Consider the following 16,914-nt stretch of genomic DNA (forward strand, 5'->3'; position numbering starts at 1 on the left):
TCACTCCAGATTCTGGACCTGCTCGCGGAATTGCTCGACCACGTTTTTCATGGCGAGCCCGGTATTGGTCAGCTCGATGTCGTTCGACTTCGAGCAGCAGGTGTTGACCTCGCGGTGAAACTCCTGCGCCAGGAAGTCGAGCTTGCGGCCGATCGGGCCGCCCTTGCCGATCAGCTCGCGCGCCTGCGCGATATGCGAGGCGATGCGGTCGAGCTCCTCGCGGATGTCGGCCTTGGTGGCGATCAGGATCGCTTCCTGCATCAGGCGGTCGGAATCGAAACGGTCGGAGGTGTCGAGCAGCGCGGCGATCTGCTCGGCGAGCCTGGCCTTGATCGCCTCCGGCTTACGGCCGGGCGCGGCTTCGGCCTTCTTCGCGAGTTGCTCGACCTCGTCGACCCGCTGGGTCAGGATCTGGCCGAGCGAGGTCCCTTCGCGCTTGCGCATCGCGACGAGTTCGTCGAGCGCCTTGTCGAAGGCTTCGGCTGCAGCAGCGCGCGCGGCCTTGTCCTCCTCCTCGTCGCCCTCGGGCTCGGCGACCTCGACGACGCCCTTGATGGCGAGCAGGCCGTCGACGCTCGGCGCAACCGCGTCGACCTTGCCGGCGATCACGGCGGCGGCCTTGAGCACGGCGTTGAGCACGTCCTCATTGACGCGGACGGACGCGGCCGCATTGGCGCGCTTGACGTTGAGATTGGCGTAGACGGTGCCGCGCGAGAGCAGCTCGCCGGCGCGCTTCTTGGCGTGGGCCTCGAGCTCGTCGAACCCCTGTGGCAGCCGCACCCTGAGGTCAAAGCCCTTGGCGTTAACCGACTTCAATTCCCATTCGAACGTATACGGCCCGCTAACGCCGTGGCTTCGGGCAAAGCCGGTCATGGACGACAGCGCCATCAGGTCAAATTCTCCGGAAACATGGGATTCGCGAGGCCATCAGGCCACGCGAATCTTAAGACTATTTTGCAGGAAAGTGGAATCCGCAAAGTCCCGTAGCAGGTCTGCGCGGGGGCTGACGCCGGGCCCTGGCCTAGCGCTGGATCACCTGCGGCGTCGGCTGGACCGCGCCCTGCCGGGCCGGCGCAGGATTGGCCGGGCGCGCGGCCGGCGGCTTCTTCTGCTGGTTCGGCCGCACCGGCGTGGTCGCGGTCGGCGCCGTATCGGCGGCGGCGGGCGGGGCAGCAGCGGGCGCCTGCGCGTCGTCGGCCGGCTCGACCGTGTCGTTCTGGATCTGCTTCTCCATCGCGCGCAGCTTGGCGACGTTCTTCTGGTGCGCGTCGTAGGTCTCGGTGAAGGCATGCCCGCCGGTCCCGTCGGCGACGAAATAGAGGTCGCGGGTACGGGCGGGGTTGGCGGCGGCTTCCAGCGAGGCGCGGCCGGGATTGGAGATCGGGCCCGGCGGCAAGCCCTCGATCACATAGGTGTTGTAGGGCGAAGGCTGCGTGATCTCGCTGCGCTTGATCGGACGGCCGAGCGTGCCCTTGCCGCCGACGAGACCGTAGATGATGGTCGGGTCGGACTGCAGCTTGATCTTCTGCCTCAGGCGGTTGGTGAAGACGGCGGCAACGCGGCTGCGCTCGTCAGGCTTGCCGGTCTCCTTCTCCACGATCGAGGCGAGCGTCACCAGCTGCTCGGGCGTCTTGACCGGGACGTCCTGGCTGCGGCGCTCCCAGATCTCGGCGAGCACGCGCTTGTGCGCCTGCTGCATGCGCTGGATCACCTGATCGCGCGGGGTCCCGCGCGGGAACTTGTAGGTCTCGGGCAGCAGCGTGCCCTCGCGCGGCAGCTCGCGCACGCTGCCGGTGAAGATGTCGTTGTCGGACAGGCGCGCCACGATCTGCTCGGAGGTCAGGCCCTCCGGGATCGTGACCGAATGCTGCACCACCTTGCCCTCGACGATGGTGCCGATGACGTCGCGCAGCGAGGCGTTCTTCTGGAATGAATATTCACCCGGCTTCAGGTCCGAGCTCGCCTTCAGCGCCGCCACGCTGGCGATGAACACCCACGGATTGACGTCGGTGACGCCCTCCTTGTTCAGCGTCTCGGCGATGTCGCGCTTGCCGGCACGCTGCGGGATGTTGACGACCTTGTCGTCCTTCAGCGGCCCCGGCGCCTCGAGCACCTGCCGGCCGTAGTAATAGACGCCGCCGGCGCCGAGCATGGCGATCAGCAGCAGCGTGATGATGGCATTGCCGACGATCACGAACGGATTGCGCGCACGGTCCGATCGCTTCGGCGGCGGCGGGACCTGCTCGGGCTCGAGCGCTGCCCGCGGGCTCCGGGGCGAAATGGGCGGCCTTTCACTCATCGAAGCAACCTGAATCCTGCCGGTTCAATCGCGGCCGCACGATCGCTCGTCCGGCCAAATGCATCCGCCCACGTCCATGACTATCGCCGAATACGGCAAAACGGTGGATTCGTCGCAACCACAAACTAATGGACCAGGCGCCGGACGATCACCGACGCATTGGTACCGCCAAAACCGAAAGAATTCGACAAAGCGATATTGACCTCGCGCTTCTTCGCGGTGTGAGGCACGAGATCGATCGCGGTCTCGACCGACGGACTGTCGAGGTTGATCGTCGGCGGCACGACATTATCGCGAATCGCGAGAATGGCGAAGATCGCCTCGATCGCACCGGCCGCACCGAGCAGATGCCCGGTCGACGATTTGGTCGAGGACATCGCGACCTTGGAGGCGGCGTTGCCGAGCAGACGCTCGACCGCACCGAGCTCGATCTCGTCGCCGAGCGGCGTCGAGGTGCCGTGCGCGTTGATGTAGTCGAGATCAGATGCCGTCAGGCCGGCGCGCTTGAGCGCAGCCGACATGCTGCGGAAACCGCCATCGCCATCGGGCGACGGCGACGTAATGTGATAGGCGTCACCCGACAGACCGTAGCCGACCACCTCGGCGTAGATCCTGGCGCCGCGGCGCTGGGCGTGCTCGAGCTCCTCGAGGACGAGGACGCCGGCGCCCTCGCCCATCACGAAGCCGTCGCGGTCCTTGTCGTAGGGACGCGAGGCCTTCTCGGGCGTGTCATTGAAGCCGGTCGAGAGCGCACGCGCGGCGTTGAAGCCGGCAATGCCGATGCGGCTGATCGGCGACTCGGCGCCGCCGGCCACCATGACGTCGGCATCGCCGAGCGCGATCAGGCGGGCCGCGTCGCCGACCGCATGTGCGCCGGTCGAGCAGGCCGTCACCACCGAGTGGTTCGGTCCCTTCAGCCCGTGCGCGATCGAGACGTAGCCGGAGGCGAGATTGATCAGGCGGCCGGGAATGAAGAACGGCGACACCCGGCGCGGTCCGCGCTCCTTGAGGAGGATCGCGGTGTCGGCAATGCCGGTGAGGCCGCCGATGCCGGAACCGATCATGGTGCCGGTCGCGCATTTGTCCTCTTCGGTCTCGGGATGCCAGTTGGCATCGTCGAGCGCCTGGCCGGCTGCGGCCATGCCGAAGATGATGAAGTCGTCGACCTTGCGCTGGTCCTTCGGCTCCATCCACTTGTCGGGATTGAAGGTGTCGTTGCTGCCGTCGCCGCGCACGACAGTACAGGCGTATTTGGTCTGCAGATCGGAGACGTCGAAGCTCTCGATCTTGCGCGCACCGCTCTCGCCGTTGAGGATGCGTTTCCAGGTCGGCTCGACGCCGCAGCCGAGTGGCGACACCATGCCGAGACCAGTGACGACAACCCGCCTCATATCCGAAAACTCCGCATCGAAAGATTCACGGCCAATAACAAGAAACCGGCTGACCGCTGCGAAGCGGCCCGTCCGGTTTCAATGTTGTCCCCGCGAAAATAGAAGAGCCTTAGCTCTTCGCGTTCTTCTCGAGAAACTTCGTGGCGTCGCCGACGGTGAGAATCGTCTCCGCGGCGTCGTCCGGAATCTCGCAACCGAATTCTTCTTCGAACGCCATCACCAGTTCGACGGTGTCCAGACTGTCGGCGCCGAGGTCATCGATGAAGCTCGCTGCGTCGACAACCTTCTCGGGTTCAACACCAAGGTGTTCGACCACGATCTTCTTAACCCGCTCGCCAATGTCACTCATTGCATAACCTCGTGTTGTTCCCTGTAGACCCGACCCCCCGGGACGATACGAGCCGTCGTGGTCGTTGACTGCCTTCGCTTACGAACTTTGATTTGGTCCCACCCTAACCGATGCAGGACCCGGCGAACGACGGCCAAGGCTCCGCATCGCCAATATACAGGGTTTCAAAAACCTGCAATGGCGTTCTTTGCCCATCCGTTGAGCGTCCGGTTATCATACTTCAACTGCCTTGACTACACGCCTCATTTCGCTCCGGAAACGGCCGTTTGCCGCATCCCGCACTGCGCTTGTGGGCAGTGCGAAACGAGGGCTTCAGATCATGGCCATGCCGCCGTTGACGTGGATGGTCTGGCCGGTGACGTAGGCCGCTTCGTTCGAACTCAGGTAGACGGCCGCGGCCGCAATGTCCTCCGGCGTTCCGAGGCGCGCAGCCGGAACCTTGGTCAGGATGGTCTCGCGCTGCTTGTCGTTCAGCGCATCGGTCATTGGCGTCTTGATGAAGCCGGGCGCGATGCAGTTCGCAGTGACGCCGCGCTTGGCGTATTCGGCGCCGAGCGTCTTGATCATGCCGATCAGGCCCGCCTTCGACGCGGTGTAATTGCCCTGCCCGGGATTGCCGGTGACGCCGACCACCGAGGTGATGGCGATGATGCGGCCGAAGCGCTTGCGCATCATCAATTTGGTGGCAGCGCGCGCGAGGCGGAAGGTCGAGGTCAGATTGATGTTGATGACCTCCTCCCAATCCTCGTCGCGAAGCTGCACGAAGAGATTGTCGCGGGTGATGCCGGCATTGGCGACGAGAATGTCGACCTGGCCCATCGCCGCTTCCGCGGCGGGCACCAGCGCCTCGACCTCGTCGGCCTTGGAGAGATTGCAGGGCAGCACATGGGTGCGCTCGCCGAGCTTGCCGGCAAGCTCATCCAGCACTTCCTTGCGCGTTCCCGAGATCGAGACGGTGGCGCCCTGCGCATGCAGCGCCTGCGCGATGGCGCCGCCGATACCACCGGTCGCGCCGGTGACGAGCGCCTTTTTGCCAGTCAGATCGAACATTGAAAAACTCCTCTAGGCCTGCTTCGCAGCGGCCAACGCATCCTTGGCGGCGGCAATGTCGTTGGGACCGCCGACCGAAACGCCGACGGCACCGTCCGCAATGCGCTTGACGAGGCCGGACAGCACCTTGCCTGCGCCGATCTCGAAGAAGCGCGTGACGCCCTGCCCTGCCATATAGGCAACCGACTCGCGCCAGCGCACCGTGCCGGTGACCTGCTCGACCAGACGGCGGCGGATCTCGTCGGGATCGGTGATGGCGCTTGCCAGCACGTTCGACACCAGCGGCGCCGCCGGCGCCTTGATCGTGACCTTCGCCAGCGCCTCGGCCATGGCGTCGGCGGCGGGCTGCATCAGCTTGCAGTGGAAAGGTGCGGAGACCGGCAGCAGCATCGCACGCTTGGCGCCCTTGGTCTTGGCAATCTCGACGGCGCGATCGACCGCGGCCTTGTCGCCGGAGACGACGACCTGGCCGCCACCGTTGTCATTGGCGGCCTGGCAGACCTGGCCTTGAGCCGCCTCCTTGGCGACCTCCATTGCCGCGTCGTAATCGAGGCCGAGCAGCGCGGCCATCGCGCCGGCGCCGACCGGCACGGCTTTTTGCATTGCGAGACCGCGGATGCGAAGCAGCCGCGCGGTATCTGATACCGTCAGGCTGCCGGCAGCAGCCAGCGCTGAATATTCACCGAGCGAGTGGCCGGCCACGAACGCGGCATCCCGCCCGACGGAAAAACCGGCTTCAGCCTCGAGCACCCGCAGAGTGGCTACAGACACGGCCATCAGGGCCGGCTGGGCGTTCTCGGTGAGCTGGAGGGTTTCGGCCGGGCCATCCCAGATCGTCGCTGTCAGCTTCTCGCCAAGCGCGGCATCGACCTCGTCGAACACGGCGCGCGCCACCGGAAAGGCGTCGGCCAAGGCCTTGCCCATGCCAACCGCCTGGGAACCCTGCCCCGGAAATGTGAATGCTGCCGTCATCGGCGCTCCCCTGGATCGCTCGAGCCTTACGCTTCGAGAACCCGGCAGCCGATTACGTCCGGCCCGAGCCTTGGTTCCCGACCATGCTCCGAAAGGGGCCGTAGACACTGTCCGGGGCCGGAATGTCAAGCCAAGATAGGAACTTCCGCGGGCATTCAACTGGGGATGCGGCCCCCTAGAATCCACCGTTGGTCTGGTTGGCGTCGACCGCCGCCCCTGCCTGCGCGCGGCGCGCACTGTTGACCAACTGGCCAGGCCGATCATCCCGATCGGGCTTCGCGGTCGCGAGCCGCAGCACCGCTGCGTAACCCGGCTGCACTTCCATCCGGCCGGCATGCCGGCTCTCGCTGAGCAGGCGATGCACCTTCGGCAGATTGTAGCAGGGCACGTAGAACAGCAGATGATGCTCGAGGTGATAGTTGACGAAGTACGGCGCGATGAACAGACGCTCGAGGACATTGGCGTGCGTCGTGCGCGTGTTGCGCAAGGGATCGCTGCTGTCGGGGACGACGGCATGCTCGGCGATGTTGCGGATGCGGGTGATGACCATCATCCAGGTCAAGAGCGGCACCAGCCATAGCAAGGGATAAGCCCACCACACACCGGCCGCCGCGAGGCCAGCGAACATCGCGGTGTTGACGAGGCATTGCGGACCGAGCTTGTCCCAGAAATGCGCGGCGCGTTGCCGCCACGGCCAGTCCTTCGGCCCAAGCGCGTTGAGCAATTGCGCCTTGCGCTGCTGGTAGCCGGTCTGTCCGGTGATGTCGCGGATGAACTTGCGGCGGTAGCTCAGCTTGGTGATCGGAAACGGCGCCGACAGCACGAGGTCAGGATCGTCCTCCTGCTGGGTGCGCGCGTGATGCTGCAGATGATAGCGGCGATAGCTGCGCGTTTCGGCAAACAGAGGATAGGCGCAGAGCCACTGGCTGAGCGCCAGATTGGTCTTCTCGTCGGCGGAGAGACAACCATGTGCACCGTCATGCATCAGGATCGCAAGGCCAAGCTGGCGCGAGCCGATGATGGCGACCGCGAAGATGTATGTCAGCGGATTGGGCCACCACGCGACGAGCGCGATCGCGCCAACGATCAGCGCCCAGGCGTGGGCGATCATCGCGACGCCCTTCCAGGTCACGCGCTGGCGCACCTCGGCGAGCTGATCGTCGGTCAGGAAATCGCGGGCACGCATGCGAAGTGCGGTCATGGCCTAGCCCTCCTCGTTCGAATTGCTGGACGTGTCGCTCTCGTCGACGAGACGCAGACGCGCCGCCTCGCCGGTGGATTTCGCCTGCTCGCCGAGCACGCGCAGCATCTCGGCGCAGAGCGCCTCTGGCGAGCGGCCCATAGCGTAGCCTTCGAGGATGACGCCGATCGCGACGGCCCAGAACCGCCGCGAGCTTTCGTCGGGCGCGCGCAGGGACCGCCAGCCATGGCGGGCGACCTGGCCGGCATAGGCCCGCGCGCCTTCGCTGTGCAGGCGCTCGATGGTGCGCTCGACCAGCGGCGCGAGATCCTGGCGGCGCCGGGTCAGCGTCAGCGCCTCGGCGAAGAAGGCGATCGAATCACTCGCCGTCACCGTCTCGGCCAGCGCGTGGGTATATTCGCGCGGCGTACGGGCCTTCATCGCTGCCTGCTCCGTCGCCCGCGCGAGATACAGGAGATCGCGGCAGGCGCATTCGACGAACAGCGCCTCCTTGGTGCGGAAGTAATAGGTGATCTGGCTCGGGAACGCGTCCGCGGCGGCCGCGATGTCGGTGATCGCCGTGCCCGACAGCCCCCGCTCCCGGAACAGCGGGCTCGCCGCATCCAGCAGCAGCGAGCGCATTTTGCGGCCCGCCGAGCGCGTGGCACGGGCCGCGTGCTTGGGATCGCCTTTGGGATCGCCAGCCGCCTCAAACGGCTCAGGGACCGACTTTTCCGGCATCGGGATCGTCTCCGTTGATTTATTTGTATGACATACAAACAAATAGATCAAGCCGGATGTGGTATGAGAAGACCGGCCCCCGCCGCCTCGCACCGGAACCATCCGGGCCGAAAGGGCGGCCCCAAACCTTGCAAAGCCGGTCAAAATCCGTATAAGGCGCGCATCCGCAGACCCCGGCCGGGAGCTGAACGGACGGTCTCAGCAAATCATTCGTGATTTTGATGTGGCAGGGCCAGTCGGCCCGTCGTCCCGTGTTTCCGCCTTCTGAGCTTAATCCCAGAGTCCTTTCCGAAGGCCTCTTAAGGGCTTGACGCCGGGCGATGCGCCAACATGAGGAAAGGACCACCATGGCTCTTTATGAGCATGTTTTTCTCGCGCGTCAGGACGCGAGCCCGCAGCAGGTCGAAGAGCTGACTGCGCAGATGACCGGTATCGTCGAAGGTCTCGGCGGCAAGGTCACCAAGACCGAGAACTGGGGCGTTCGCTCCCTCACCTACCGCATGAACAAGAACCGCAAGGCGCACTTCGTGCTGCTCAACATCGACGCGCCGTCCGCGGCGATCGCCGAGATCGAGCGCCAGGAGCGCATCAGCGAGGACGTGATCCGCTATCTCAGCGTCCGCGTCGAAGAGCTCGAGGAAGGCCCGTCCGCGATGATGCGCAAGGCCGATCGCGATCGCGAGCGTGACGATCGTGGCGGCGGCTTCCGCGGCGAGCGTGAAGGCGGCTTCCGTGGCGACCGCGAAGGCGGTTTCCGTGGCGGCGATCGTGACGGTGGTGGCTTCCGCGGAGATCGCGGCCCGCGACGTCCGCGCGAAGAAGCTGAAACCACGACGACGGATGGGGAGTAAGATCAATGGCTGAAGCTGGTGCACGCCGTCCGTTTTTCCGTCGTCGCAAGAGCTGCCCGTTCACGGGCGCCAATGCTCCGAAGATCGACTACAAGGACTCCAAGCTGCTGATGCGTTACGTCTCCGAGCGCGGCAAGATCGTGCCGAGCCGCATCACCGCGGTGTCCGCGAAGAAGCAGCGTGAGCTCGCCCGCGCCATCAAGCGCGCGCGGTTCCTGGGCCTCCTGCCCTACGTCATTCGCTAAGACGAATTCGGCCGGCGGCGTCATCGCCGCCGGTCGCTCTACCTGGTTTCATAAGGCTTCCGGGTCGTCCGGTCGCCGATGGTTGGGGCGAGACGCCTCTAACCGCTCGAAGGGAGCGGGACAGCTGATGATGGCATTTGGACTGATAGCCCTGATCGCCGGCGCTGCGTCGGCCCTGATGTTCGCCTCGATCGTCTCGGGCGCGCTGATCTCGCTCGTCCTGTTTTATCTCGCACCGCTGCCGCTGATGGTCGCCGCGATCGGCTGGGGACCGCTCTGCGCAAGCGTCGGCGGCATCGCCGCCGCGATCGGCCTCGGTGCCCTGTTCGGCCTGCCCTACTGCATTGCCTTTGCCGTCACCGTCGCGCTGCCGGCCTGGTGGCTCGGCCATCTCGTCCTGCTCAGCCGGCGCGTGGGCCCCGTCACCGCGGATGGCAAGATCGATCCGGCGGCCGAGCCCGAGCTCGAATGGTATCCGGTCGGCCGCCTGCTGCTGTGGATCGCGGGCTTCGCCGCGCTGACCACCATCGCTGCCCTGCTCACGCTCGGCACCGACGCCGACACCATCATCGGCACGCTGCGCCGTGGCCTGATGCGCCTGCTCCGCTCCGCCGATCCGCAAACCTCCGGCGAAGCCGGCCAGTTCGTTGATGCGATGGTGCGCATCGCACCGGCTGCCGCGACCCTCGTCGCCATGATGACGCTCACCCTCAATCTGTGGCTCAGCGCCAAGGTGACGGCGACATCGGGCCGGCTGCGCCGTCCCTGGCCGGACATGATGACCGCGGAACTGCCGCCGATGACGCTGGTCGGGCTCTGCGTCGCGCTCGCCTTCTGCTTCACCGGCGGACTGCTCGCGATCGTCGCGCAGATCAGCGCGGCGGCGCTGATGATGGGCTACGCGTTCACCGGCTTCGCCGTGCTGCACACGCTGACACTGGCGCTGAAGAGCCGCACCTTCTGGCTCGGCTCGACCTACATCGTCGTCGTCATTTTCGGCTGGCCCGTCATCGCGATGGTGATCCTCGGCATGGCGGATGCCGTGTTCGGTTTCCGCGAGCGCTTCATGCGCACGCGGCAGCCGCCGCCGCTGCCGACCCCTTAAGTTCAAGTCCGAAAATCCAACTCACTCGACACTTCAAAAGGAGAACGAATATGGAAGTCATTTTGCTGGAACGCGTCAACAAGCTCGGCCAGATGGGCGAAGTCGTGAAGGTTCGCGACGGCTATGCCCGCAATTTCCTGCTCAAGCGCGGCAAGGCGCTGCGCGCCACCGCCGACAACCGCGCCAAGTACGACGGCATGAAGGCCGATCTCGAGGCCCGCAACCTCGCCTCCAAGGCCGAGGCGTCCAAGGTCGCCGAGAAGATCGAGGGCAAGAACATCATCGTGATCCGTCAGGCGTCGGAAGCCGGCCAGCTGTTCGGCTCGGTCAACGTCCGTGACATCGTCGTCGCGTTCGAAGCCGACGGCGTCGCACTGGCTCGCCCGCAGATCCAGCTCGACGCGCCGATCAAGACCATCGGCAAGCACAGCATCACCGTCGCCGTCCACCCCGAGGTCGAGGTCGAGATCACCGTCACGGTTGCGCGCAGCCAGGACGAGGCCGAGCGCATCAACCGCGGCGAGGACATCTCGACCCGCAACGAGGACCGCGATGCGGCCGCCGAGGCGATCGCCGCCGCCGGCGAGTTCTTCGATCCGGAAGCCCAGCACGACGACGCCGAGCCGGCCCCGGCTGCGGAAGAGCAGTAAGCAAATCTGCTCGAGATTCCGGGTCTGGCGCTTGCGCGCCATCCCGGAATGACCAAGGCAATCAAAAGCCCGGTCGCCTCAGGCGGCCGGGCTTTTCGTTTTGGCGGCGACGTCCTCGCTCAGCATCGCGATCGAGGCGAGCGCCGTTGCGGTGTGTTTCTCGACGCCGTCGCTGACGCAGAAGACGTCGGCGGCAACCACCGAGACCTGGCGGCCCGGCTTGATCACCCTCGCGCGGCAGATCAGCTTGTCTCCAACAGCGGGCGACAACAGGTTCAGCTTGTACTCCGCCGTCAGCGCGGGTTGGCCGCGCGAGGTCGCGGCCGCGATCGTCGTGGCATTGTCGACCAGGAAGGCGGTGACGCCGCCATGAAAGAAGCCGTGCTGCTGCAGCAGCTCCGGCCGGCGCTCCACCGCGATCGTGCAGGTGCCGCGCGCCAATTCGGACAGCTCGGCCCCGACCAGATTCATGAAGCCTTGCCGGCCGACATTGGTGTGGATGCGCTCGGCGATGGGGGCGAATTCGGGATCTGCGTCGTGACCCATGCGACCTCTCCTTGTTATGTCCTGATGCGATCGGGTGGCCGCAGCGCGCGGATGGCGCAGGCGACAAGCGTGTCGGCCTCACCGCGCGGGTCGGCGCGGTCGCGCCCCGACAGGAAGGCACGGCAGAAAATCTGTGCCGGGCCGATCATCTGGCTGACGAACATCACCGGCGTCATCGGCAACAGCTCGCCACTGGCGACGAGCGGCGCGCGCCAGCGTTCGAGGCCTTCGGCAAGACGCGCATTCTGCGCACGCTGGGCGTCGCGAACATCCTCGCCCCATTCGCTGCGCGAGATCTCGAAGAGATAACGCGCCTCGCGCCGGCTGGTGACGACCCAGCCGAGATGCGCCCGGATCAGGCGATCGATCCCCTGCTCGGCATCCGGGGCCGGATCGAGCGCGGCCAGCATTGCGCCGTGATAGTGCCTGAGCACCTCCAGGAACAGCGCCCCGGCCAGCTCCTTCTTCGATCCGAAGACGTGAAAGAAGCTGCCATTCGACGCGCGCGCCCTGGTGCGGATCGCCGCCACCGTCGCAGCTTCGAAGCCGACGCGGTCGAACACGGCAAGCCCCGCCGCCAACAGATCGTCACGCACGCTCGCGGTCATCGCGCCTCCTAGAGTAATACTCTAGAGTACTACTCTAGGCGCGGTCAAGACGACGCGGAGGCCGCGATGCGCGCGGCCTCCGCAGCTCGATCGGAAAATGGGGGCTGTTACCGCGAGATCGGCGGCGCGGGCGGGCCCGAGGATTCCGCCGGTGCCGGGGCTGCAGCGGTTGCGGGCGGCGCCGCTTCCTGAGGCTTGGCCGCAGGTGCCGGTTCTGAGCTGGCGGCGGGGGCGGCAGGCTTGGGAGCCGCCTCTTCCACCGGCTTGGGCGCGGCTGGTTCGGTGGGCTTCGCAGCGGCGGCCGGCGGAGCCGGCGTCACTTGCGGCACCGGATCGGGCCGCAGCGCGGGAGCTTCGCTGCCGCGCGGCTCGACCTTGGCGCTGCTGTCCGACTTAGCCTCAGCGGGTTTTTCGGGAGCAGGTTTGGTCTCGGGTTTGGCTTCGGGTTTGGCTTCGGGCTCGGCCTTGGCGCTCTCGGGCTTGGCCTCGGCTTTCGGCTCGCTCTTCTTCTCTTCAGTGGCCGGCGCGGCGGCATCGACCTTCGGTGCCTCCTCGGTACCGGGCTTGGCGCGACGCTTACCCTTGCGTCCCTCGGGCGCGGGCTGGCCCTCGGGCTTCACGCCTTCCTTCACGCCTTCCTTGGCGCCCTCCTCGGCCGGCCGCGCGGCGCGCTTCTGACGCGCGCCTTCGGCGGCGGGAGCAACAGCCTCGCCTTCCGGCTTGGCAACGTCCTGACGCTGACGGCGGCCCTGATCCGGCGTCTGGCCGGGAGCGGTGGCGGCTTCCTTGGCGCCGTCCTTCTTGCCGTCCTTGGCCTGATAGCGCGTGTCGGTCGCGCCGTTGGAGACGAGATAGGAGGCAAGGATGCCCGCCATATCCGAGCTCGTGGTGTAGTGTTGGCGCAGGAAGCCCGGCAGCGAACCAGGCGCCACGGACTTCAACAGGCCGCGCGGACTCTTGTGGCATGCATTGCAGGTCTGCGCGAAGAGCTGGGACGGGCTTTTGCCGGCCTCGAGGTTCGTCGCCTGCGCAAGAACGGTATCGGTCGCGCCGAAGCCAATCAGAAGCAATACCGTCGCGAGGCTGAGCGCTCGGCTCGACATTCCCATCATCTCCATTGAATTTTACGCGGATGCAGCCGGCAAAAGGCGCAGCAGCGGGTCACCTTTTAGCGGATTGAGCCGCGAATGGAAGCAGCCACCACGCGCAAGGATGTGATTAAGCGCTTTTGGAATATCGGCTGTGATCACAGCGCAATAGCGGAATCCAAGTCCTTCCCCAGATTTACATGCAAACGCATAGGAACCAGAGCAGGACCTGAGCGTCGGATGTGAAGGCCGGGTTAGTCGCATCCCTTCGGGTTCGCTCGAGAGGAAGGTGTCGATGGACCGCTTGTTGCGCAGATTCTTGTCTCAATTTATCCGCCGCGGGTCGATGACGGTGACCAGCGCCAACGGATCGAAGTTCACCGTCGGCGACGGCTCAGGCGAGCCGGTCGCGGTGCGCTTCGTCACAGCGGACGCCGAGCGGAAAATCCTCGTCAATCCCGAGCTCGGGCTCGGCGAGGCCTATATGGATGGCGAGTTCGTCGTCGAGCGCGGCAGCATTGCTGATGCCCTCGCGATCCTGCTCGATCAACCCGACCTATTGCCGCAGTGGGCAAAACCCTGGTGGCACCTGCGCTATCTGACGCGGCGCCTGATGCAATTCAATCCGCGCTCGCGCTCCCGCGCCAACGTCGCGCACCATTACGATCTCGATGCGCGGCTCTACTCGCTCTTCCTCGACGCCGACAAGCAATACAGCTGCGCCTATTTCGAGACGCAGGACGCGACGCTCGACGATGCACAGCTCGCCAAGAAGCGGCACATCGCCGCAAAGCTGCGCGTCAAGCGCGGCCAGCGCGTGCTCGACATCGGCTCCGGCTGGGGCGGGCTCGGGCTATATCTTGCCGAGATCGCCGGCGCCGATGTCACCGGCATCACGTTGTCGACCGAGCAGTTGCAGGTCGCCAATGCGCGCGCGATCGACAAAGGCCTGACCGGATCCGCCAGATTCCTGCTCGAGGACTATCGCGACATCGAAGGCCCGTTCGACCGCATCGTCTCGGTCGGCATGTTCGAGCATGTCGGCGCGCGGTTTTACGATGCCTACTTCCAGCGCTGCGCCGAATTGCTGAGCGATGACGGTGTCATGGTTTTGCACTCGATCGGACGTTCGCAAGGCCCGGATTCGACCAATCCCTGGATCGCCAAATACATCTTCCCCGGCGGCTACATCCCCGCGCTGTCCGAGGTGCTGCCGGCGATCGAGCGCGCCGGCCTTCTGGTCTGCGACATCGAGATCCTGCGCCAGCACTATGCCGAAACGCTGAAGGCCTGGCGCGAACGGTTCATGGCGCGGCGCGAGGAAGCGGTGCAGCTCTACGACGAGCGCTTCGCACTGATGTGGGAATTTTATCTCGCCGCCTGCGAGATGACGTTCCGCAAGCAGGCGATGATGAATTTCCAGATCCAGCTCACCAAGCGCCAAGGCGTGGTGCCGATCACCCGCGACTACATCGCGCGCGAGGAAGCCCGGCTGCGGGCGCTCGAAGGCGGCGCGAAACCCAGGCTGAAACTGGCTGGTGAATGAGGTCTAATGACGCAGGGTCGAAATCGGGGACGATGGGTAAGAGGCCGTTAACGTCAGTTGCGCCCGCACTTCCGCGATAACCTCGGGCGCGACCGGCTGGCGGCGGATTTCAGGCTGCTCGGCGTGCTGCATGGCTGCGATCAGGCCGGTCAGCCAAGCCCTGCTGGCTGCCTCGCTTCGCCTGATCTGGTGCTGCCGTTCTGGCCGCATCGCTTGCCTCGTTCCTGTCGGCAGGTCGCGGGAGACAATACCATACCCCGCCTGCTTGTTCCGGAGTTACCCCGAAAGAATCCGGGGAGATGTGATCTGTTTCACATTCCTCTCGACGGCCCTGGCTTAGACCGTCGCCATGAGCAAAGAGACCCAATCCTCATTCGACGTGCAGGACGACCTTCGAACCGACTACGCCCTGATCGCCACCGGCGTCGGAGCGGCCCTGGTTGCGCTGGTCTACCTCCTGCTGGTCTGACCGAGCCGAAAGCTCCCAACGAGCCTCGTTCCGCGCGCGTTTGAATAGGTCTGCGCCCGCCCCCCTCAGGTTCACCTCATCCGGATTTTTCCGGGACGCGGCTGCGACCGCCGCCCGGCGGGGGCGTGGTTCCGCAAAATCCGTCAAGCACGGGGCATGCTGCGGCTGCTAATCATCCACCACTTTTAAGATCGGTTGATAGCGGCGAGCTTTTGCTTCCGCTTTGGCCTGCGTCGGCGCTTTATCCCGGCCCCGCATCTGCCCAAGAAAATTGCTATCGCTCGACCATGGCCCTGACTGATTCGAACGTCCTCAAACTCGCGCCCGAGCCCGGAACGCCCGCCTATCGGAGCGCGCCGCATAATATCGAGGCGGAACAGAGCCTTCTGGGCGCGATCCTGGTCAACAACGACGCCTTCTACCGTGTCTCCGACTTCCTGGAGCCGAAGCATTATTTCGAGCCGCTGCACCAGACCATCTACGAGACCGCCGGCAGCCTGATCCGGATGGGCAAGATCGCCACACCCGTGACGCTGAAGACGTTCCTGCCCGCCGATACCGACGTCGGCGGCATGACCATCGGCCAATATCTGGCGCGGCTCGCGGCCGAAGCGACCACCATCATCAACGCCCAGGACTATGGCCGCACCATCTACGACCTCGCGCTGCGCCGCGACCTGATCGGCATCGGCGAGGACATGGTCAATGTCGCCTATGACGCGCCGGTGGATTTCGCGCCGCGGGCGCAGATCGAGGACGCCGAGCGCCGCCTCTACGAGCTCGCCGAGTCCGGCCGCTATGACGGCGGCTTCCAGAAATTCTCGCAGGCACTGGCGGTCGCGGTCGATCTCGCCGCCAAGGCGTTCCAGCGCGACGGCAAGCTGTCCGGCATCTCGACGGGCATGCGCGACCTCGACACCAAGATGGGTGGCCTGCAGCACTCCGATCTCATCATCGTGGCCGGACGCCCGGGCATGGGCAAGACGTCGCTGGCGACCAACATCGCCTACAACGTCGCCAAGGCCTACGTTCCGGAACTCCAGGCGGACGGCACCACGAAGGCCGCCAATGGCGGCGTGATCGGCTTCTTCTCCTGCGAAATGTCCGCCGATCAGCTCGCCACGCGTATCGTGGCCGAGCGCACCGGCGTTCCCTCCTCCCACATCCGCCGCGGCGGCATCTCGGAGGCCGATTTCGAGAAGATCCGGGAAGTCTCGATCGAGCTGCAATCGCTGCCGTTCTATGTCGACGCGACCGGCGGCCTGTCGATCGCGCAACTGATGGCGCGCGCGCGCCGGCTGAAGCGCCAGAAGGGCCTCGATCTGCTCGTGATCGACTACATCCAGTTGCTCTCGGGCTCGGGCAAGCGCGCCAGTGACAGCCGCGTGCAGGAAATCACCGAAATCACGACCAGCCTGAAGGCGCTCGCCAAGGAGCTCAACGTTCCCGTGATCGCGCTGTCCCAGCTCTCACGCCAGGTCGAATCCCGCGACGACAAACGGCCGCAGCTCTCCGACCTGCGTGAATCCGGATCGATCGAGCAGGACGCCGACGTCGTGCTGTTCGTTTACCGCGAGGAATATTACCTCGCAATGAAGGAGCCTCGCCCGGGCACGCCTGAACACGAGAAGTGGCAGCTTGACATGAGTCTTGCGCACGGGAAGGCCGAGGTCATCATCGGCAAGCAGCGCCACGGCCCGACCGGCACCGTCGATTTGGCGTTCGAAGCCTCGGTCACGCGGTTCGGCGACCTCGCGCCCGACAGTCAGCTGCCGGTTCGCAGCGGCGGTGACTACTGAGTTCCTTGAACCGCGCGGGCCTCTT

17 protein-coding genes are annotated in these 16,914 nt (G+C 65.5%); 6 read left to right on the top strand and 11 right to left on the bottom strand.

Translation table 11 applies throughout. From position 1 onward, the window contains the following. From VGR99_RS23090 to VGR99_RS23125, 8 genes are all read right to left on the bottom strand, one after another. Positions 1-888 (bottom strand): YicC/YloC family endoribonuclease, encoded by an 888-nt coding sequence (locus VGR99_RS23090; protein WP_326901636.1) that lies wholly within the window; start codon positions 886-888, stop codon positions 1-3. 133 nt (positions 889-1,021) lie between these two features. Continuing rightward, positions 1,022-2,299, bottom strand: a complete 1,278-nt coding sequence (gene mltG / locus VGR99_RS23095; protein WP_326901638.1) for an endolytic transglycosylase MltG — start codon at positions 2,297-2,299, stop codon at positions 1,022-1,024. Positions 2,300-2,424: 125 nt separating this feature from the next. Continuing rightward, positions 2,425-3,690, bottom strand: coding sequence for a beta-ketoacyl-ACP synthase II (gene fabF, locus VGR99_RS23100; RefSeq protein ID WP_326901639.1), 1,266 nt, complete (start codon positions 3,688-3,690; stop codon positions 2,425-2,427). 109 nt (positions 3,691-3,799) lie between these two features. After that, positions 3,800-4,039: an acyl carrier protein gene (locus VGR99_RS23105; RefSeq protein WP_008130699.1), complete on the bottom strand. Its 240-nt coding sequence runs from the start codon at positions 4,037-4,039 to the stop codon at positions 3,800-3,802. 312 nt (positions 4,040-4,351) lie between these two features. Then, positions 4,352-5,089 carry a 3-oxoacyl-[acyl-carrier-protein] reductase gene (gene fabG, locus VGR99_RS23110; protein ID WP_063684083.1) on the bottom strand — a complete coding sequence of 246 codons (738 nt, stop codon included), beginning with the start codon at positions 5,087-5,089 and terminating at the stop codon, positions 4,352-4,354. 12 nt (positions 5,090-5,101) lie between these two features. After that, positions 5,102-6,061: an ACP S-malonyltransferase gene (gene fabD, locus VGR99_RS23115; RefSeq protein WP_326901659.1), complete on the bottom strand. Its 960-nt coding sequence runs from the start codon at positions 6,059-6,061 to the stop codon at positions 5,102-5,104. 175 nt (positions 6,062-6,236) lie between these two features. Further along, positions 6,237-7,262 carry a fatty acid desaturase family protein gene (locus tag VGR99_RS23120; RefSeq protein WP_326901660.1) on the bottom strand — a complete coding sequence of 342 codons (1,026 nt, stop codon included), beginning with the start codon at positions 7,260-7,262 and terminating at the stop codon, positions 6,237-6,239. A gap of 3 nt (positions 7,263-7,265) precedes the next feature. After that, entirely contained in the window at positions 7,266-7,982 is a 717-nt protein-coding gene (locus VGR99_RS23125) for a TetR/AcrR family transcriptional regulator C-terminal domain-containing protein (RefSeq protein ID WP_326901662.1), read from the bottom strand. 347 nt (positions 7,983-8,329) lie between these two features. On the opposite strand from VGR99_RS23125, the gene rpsF reads away from it, so the two are divergent. From rpsF to rplI, 4 genes are all read left to right on the top strand, one after another. Further along, positions 8,330-8,833, top strand: a complete 504-nt coding sequence (rpsF, locus tag VGR99_RS23130) for a 30S ribosomal protein S6 (protein WP_326901663.1) — start codon at positions 8,330-8,332, stop codon at positions 8,831-8,833. A gap of 5 nt (positions 8,834-8,838) precedes the next feature. Beyond that, the gene (gene rpsR / locus VGR99_RS23135) at positions 8,839-9,078 is read left to right on the top strand and encodes a 30S ribosomal protein S18 (RefSeq protein ID WP_007592020.1); all 240 of its coding nucleotides are present in this window, start codon (positions 8,839-8,841) and stop codon (positions 9,076-9,078) included. Positions 9,079-9,205: 127 nt separating this feature from the next. Then, entirely contained in the window at positions 9,206-10,183 is a 978-nt protein-coding gene (locus VGR99_RS23140) for a hypothetical protein (RefSeq protein WP_326901687.1), read from the top strand. Between the two features lie 50 nt (positions 10,184-10,233). Further along, entirely contained in the window at positions 10,234-10,833 is a 600-nt protein-coding gene (gene rplI / locus VGR99_RS23145; RefSeq protein ID WP_326901689.1) for a 50S ribosomal protein L9, read from the top strand. A 78-nt stretch (positions 10,834-10,911) separates the two neighbouring features. Here the strand turns inward: rplI and VGR99_RS23150 are convergent, their stop codons facing one another. From VGR99_RS23150 to VGR99_RS23160, 3 genes are all read right to left on the bottom strand, one after another. Continuing rightward, the gene (locus VGR99_RS23150; RefSeq protein ID WP_326901690.1) at positions 10,912-11,379 is read right to left on the bottom strand and encodes a PaaI family thioesterase; all 468 of its coding nucleotides are present in this window, start codon (positions 11,377-11,379) and stop codon (positions 10,912-10,914) included. Positions 11,380-11,393: 14 nt separating this feature from the next. Next, positions 11,394-11,987, bottom strand: a complete 594-nt coding sequence (locus VGR99_RS23155; protein ID WP_326901692.1) for a TetR/AcrR family transcriptional regulator — start codon at positions 11,985-11,987, stop codon at positions 11,394-11,396. 107 nt (positions 11,988-12,094) lie between these two features. Then, positions 12,095-13,090, bottom strand: coding sequence for a hypothetical protein (locus VGR99_RS23160; protein WP_326901694.1), 996 nt, complete (start codon positions 13,088-13,090; stop codon positions 12,095-12,097). A 280-nt stretch (positions 13,091-13,370) separates the two neighbouring features. On the opposite strand from VGR99_RS23160, the gene VGR99_RS23165 reads away from it, so the two are divergent. Together VGR99_RS23165 and VGR99_RS23170 are read left to right on the top strand one after the other, a co-directional pair. Then, positions 13,371-14,621, top strand: coding sequence for a cyclopropane-fatty-acyl-phospholipid synthase family protein (locus VGR99_RS23165; RefSeq protein ID WP_326901696.1), 1,251 nt, complete (start codon positions 13,371-13,373; stop codon positions 14,619-14,621). A 756-nt stretch (positions 14,622-15,377) separates the two neighbouring features. Continuing rightward, positions 15,378-16,889 (top strand): replicative DNA helicase, encoded by a 1,512-nt coding sequence (locus VGR99_RS23170; RefSeq protein ID WP_326901698.1) that lies wholly within the window; start codon positions 15,378-15,380, stop codon positions 16,887-16,889. Positions 16,890-16,914 lie beyond the last annotated feature (25 nt).

This window comes from Bradyrhizobium sp., assembly GCF_035935975.1.
GTDB lineage: Bacteria > Pseudomonadota > Alphaproteobacteria > Rhizobiales > Xanthobacteraceae > Bradyrhizobium.

Excerpts from the sequence above, each read along its gene's own strand:
- VGR99_RS23090 (WP_326901636.1), bottom strand. The coding sequence starts at position 888 with ATGGCGCTGTCGTCCATGACCGGCTTTGCCCGAAGCCACGGCGTTAGC.
- fabF (WP_326901639.1), bottom strand. The coding sequence starts at position 3,690 with ATGAGGCGGGTTGTCGTCACTGGTCTCGGCATGGTGTCGCCACTCGGC.
- VGR99_RS23150 (WP_326901690.1), bottom strand. The coding sequence starts at position 11,379 with ATGGGTCACGACGCAGATCCCGAATTCGCCCCCATCGCCGAGCGCATC.
- VGR99_RS23155 (WP_326901692.1), bottom strand. The coding sequence starts at position 11,987 with ATGACCGCGAGCGTGCGTGACGATCTGTTGGCGGCGGGGCTTGCCGTG.
- fabG (WP_063684083.1), bottom strand. The coding sequence starts at position 5,089 with ATGTTCGATCTGACTGGCAAAAAGGCGCTCGTCACCGGCGCGACCGGT.
- VGR99_RS23160 (WP_326901694.1), bottom strand. The coding sequence starts at position 13,090 with ATGTCGAGCCGAGCGCTCAGCCTCGCGACGGTATTGCTTCTGATTGGC.
- mltG (WP_326901638.1), bottom strand. The coding sequence starts at position 2,299 with ATGAGTGAAAGGCCGCCCATTTCGCCCCGGAGCCCGCGGGCAGCGCTC.
- rplI (WP_326901689.1), top strand. The coding sequence starts at position 10,234 with ATGGAAGTCATTTTGCTGGAACGCGTCAACAAGCTCGGCCAGATGGGC.
- VGR99_RS23170 (WP_326901698.1), top strand. The coding sequence starts at position 15,378 with ATGGCCCTGACTGATTCGAACGTCCTCAAACTCGCGCCCGAGCCCGGA.
- rpsF (WP_326901663.1), top strand. The coding sequence starts at position 8,330 with ATGGCTCTTTATGAGCATGTTTTTCTCGCGCGTCAGGACGCGAGCCCG.
- VGR99_RS23165 (WP_326901696.1), top strand. The coding sequence starts at position 13,371 with ATGGACCGCTTGTTGCGCAGATTCTTGTCTCAATTTATCCGCCGCGGG.
- VGR99_RS23125 (WP_326901662.1), bottom strand. The coding sequence starts at position 7,982 with ATGCCGGAAAAGTCGGTCCCTGAGCCGTTTGAGGCGGCTGGCGATCCC.
- rpsR (WP_007592020.1), top strand. The coding sequence starts at position 8,839 with ATGGCTGAAGCTGGTGCACGCCGTCCGTTTTTCCGTCGTCGCAAGAGC.
- VGR99_RS23105 (WP_008130699.1), bottom strand. The coding sequence starts at position 4,039 with ATGAGTGACATTGGCGAGCGGGTTAAGAAGATCGTGGTCGAACACCTT.
- fabD (WP_326901659.1), bottom strand. The coding sequence starts at position 6,061 with ATGACGGCAGCATTCACATTTCCGGGGCAGGGTTCCCAGGCGGTTGGC.
- VGR99_RS23120 (WP_326901660.1), bottom strand. The coding sequence starts at position 7,262 with ATGACCGCACTTCGCATGCGTGCCCGCGATTTCCTGACCGACGATCAG.
- VGR99_RS23140 (WP_326901687.1), top strand. The coding sequence starts at position 9,206 with ATGATGGCATTTGGACTGATAGCCCTGATCGCCGGCGCTGCGTCGGCC.